The sequence below is a fragment of the Enterococcus sp. AZ167 genome (genome assembly GCF_051714025.1).
Taxonomy (GTDB): Bacteria; Bacillota; Bacilli; order Lactobacillales; family Enterococcaceae; genus Enterococcus_D; species Enterococcus_D casseliflavus.
This window is the reverse complement of sequence record NZ_JBIORB010000009.1, coordinates 1-2,043: the sequence shown is the minus strand read 5'-3', so window position 1 is coordinate 2,043 and position 2,043 is coordinate 1. Positions and strand designations below refer to the sequence as shown.

Below are 2,043 nucleotides of genomic sequence, written 5' to 3'. Positions count from 1 at the left end.
GTATAGTTTACTTTTTTAATTAAACTTTTTCTTTTTAATCCATTAAAACTATTTATCAGCTTATTATTCAATTTATTATTTTTTTCAAGTTCATCCAATTTTATTGATAGTATGTTGTCTTCATTTATATTATTTTTACTAAAAAAAACTTCTACATTAGGAGTATAATAACTTTTTCCTTTGTCATTTTTAAAATCATTAAATAAATCAGATTTAATTTGACATTGTTGGATTTTTAGAATAGCTTCCATTTTTTTCTTCCCCAACCCTTTTATATTCATAAGATTATCCAAAGTCAAAGCCATTAATTTTTCATTAGTATCTATCCCAAATTTATAAACTGCTTTGAGAGCATTTTCTGCTTGCGGAATGTTAAAAAAATCCATGAAGAATCCCCTTTCTTTTTTTATAAGTATAACATGGCCCATATTTTCCTTACCAACTAATATAATTTTGTATCGAAATTATACTTTAACTGTTAATAATTCTTTCAAGATACTTATTATTTAACCAAAAACATTGTTTCACCATTCTATCTCCATTTGGTAATTCATCTGAATCTCTATGAAGAATACCGTTACCGAAAACTTGTCCATTTGTTTCATAAACAGATTTGCTAGCATGAGGACGTAGATGGAAAATCTTAGTATCTTTTGCTTTTGGTAAATTATTTAGAACTCTATTCCCTTTTGGTATAAGCTCTACCCCTTCTTTGACTACTTTTTGGTTAGCTAACCATTCTTCTTTTCCAATTCCTTCTAAATCTGTCATAGGCATATTCCAAAACATTGCTTTATCTAATTTGTATTCCGTACCGTCATGTCGATACACAACGAATAAGAATCTTTTCTCACTAAAGTATTGATATATTTCAGACTCTTCCCACTTTTCTAAAGCAAACTCTTTAAATTTAATTGCAGGAAATGACATACTCTCTCTGATTTTTCCATTGGCTTTGGATCTATGTCAATAAAGTGGACACTTTTTTTGAGAGTTATTTTGAAACTAATCCACTCTCGAGTTATTTCATAGTTTCAGAAAATAGTCAAACCCAGACCATTTGACCATTTTCTGAAACTATGAAGAGGAAAGCTCGTGGATTTGTTCTCAAAAAAATGTGTACGGATAGATTACATGTGAGTACGAGCCTGGTCTTCTGCTTGTTGAGGAGTCAAATACCGGATTGCTCCATGAATTCGTTTACGATTGTACCAGCCTTCAATATATTGAAAAAGCGCAAGGCGTGCTTCCTCAAAAGAATAATAGACCCACTGGTAGATCTCTTCTTTTTTCAAGATTGCATGAAAAGATTCAATACCAGAATTGTCATACGGGGTTCCCTTACGACTATAAGAATGCACGATTTTACGTTCTTGAAACGCTGCTTCAAATTCTTTGCTCGTGTATTGAGAGCCAAGATCTGTTTGGATAATCAAGTCTTCTTTCGGTTGTTGGTTCTTAATTGCTGAATCCAAAGCGTTTAAGACAATGTCTGTCGCCATTTGTTTGGCATACGTATACCCGATGATTTTCTTTGAATGAAGGTCAATGACAGAAGCTAGATAAGTCCAGCCATCTTTTGTAGTAGCGATATATGTGATATCTGCGGCCCATTTTTGATTGATGGTCGTTGTAGAGAAATCTTGATTCAAAAGATTGGTACGTTCAATAATCGGCTTTTTCGAAGTGTGACTAGGACGATATTTTTTGACCGTGATTGAATGAATACCTAAAAAGTTCATTCGTTTTTGAACCCGCTTGATGGATAAGGAAAAGCCTTGTTCTAACAAGCAATGATGAATTTTCCATGCGCCATAACGTTGTTTACTTTCGGTGTAGATTTCCATGATTGCTTGATCGATTCGCTCATTTTCCTGTTGGCGTTTACTCGGTTCATGATGTAATTCTTTATAGTAGCTGCTTGGTGTCACTTGCATTACACGCAGAAGCATTCGGATGGGATAGCTGTTTCTTAGATTTTTGATAAAGAGAATCTTATTGTGTAAGTTTACTTCGTGAATATAGCCATTGCTTTTTTTAGAA

General features: G+C 33.0%; 3 protein-coding genes. All 3 read right to left on the bottom strand.

Annotated features, from left to right (window positions below):
* On the bottom strand, positions 1-386 hold a 386-nt coding region (locus IGJ05_RS16110), incomplete at its 3' end, for a hypothetical protein (protein ID WP_438725373.1).
* Between the two features lie 85 nt (positions 387-471).
* Complete coding sequence (locus tag IGJ05_RS16105) at positions 472-930, bottom strand: hypothetical protein (protein WP_438725372.1); 459 nt, start codon at positions 928-930, stop codon at positions 472-474.
* Positions 931-1,130: 200 nt separating this feature from the next.
* Positions 1,131-2,043 (bottom strand): IS3 family transposase (locus IGJ05_RS16100; RefSeq protein WP_438725370.1); only part of this gene is annotated, 913 nt, incomplete at its 5' end.

What these genes read in the sequence shown, in the direction of transcription:
- IGJ05_RS16105 (WP_438725372.1), bottom strand. Translation starts at nt 930, where the DNA reads ATGTCATTTCCTGCAATTAAATTTAAAGAGTTTGCTTTAGAAAAGTGG.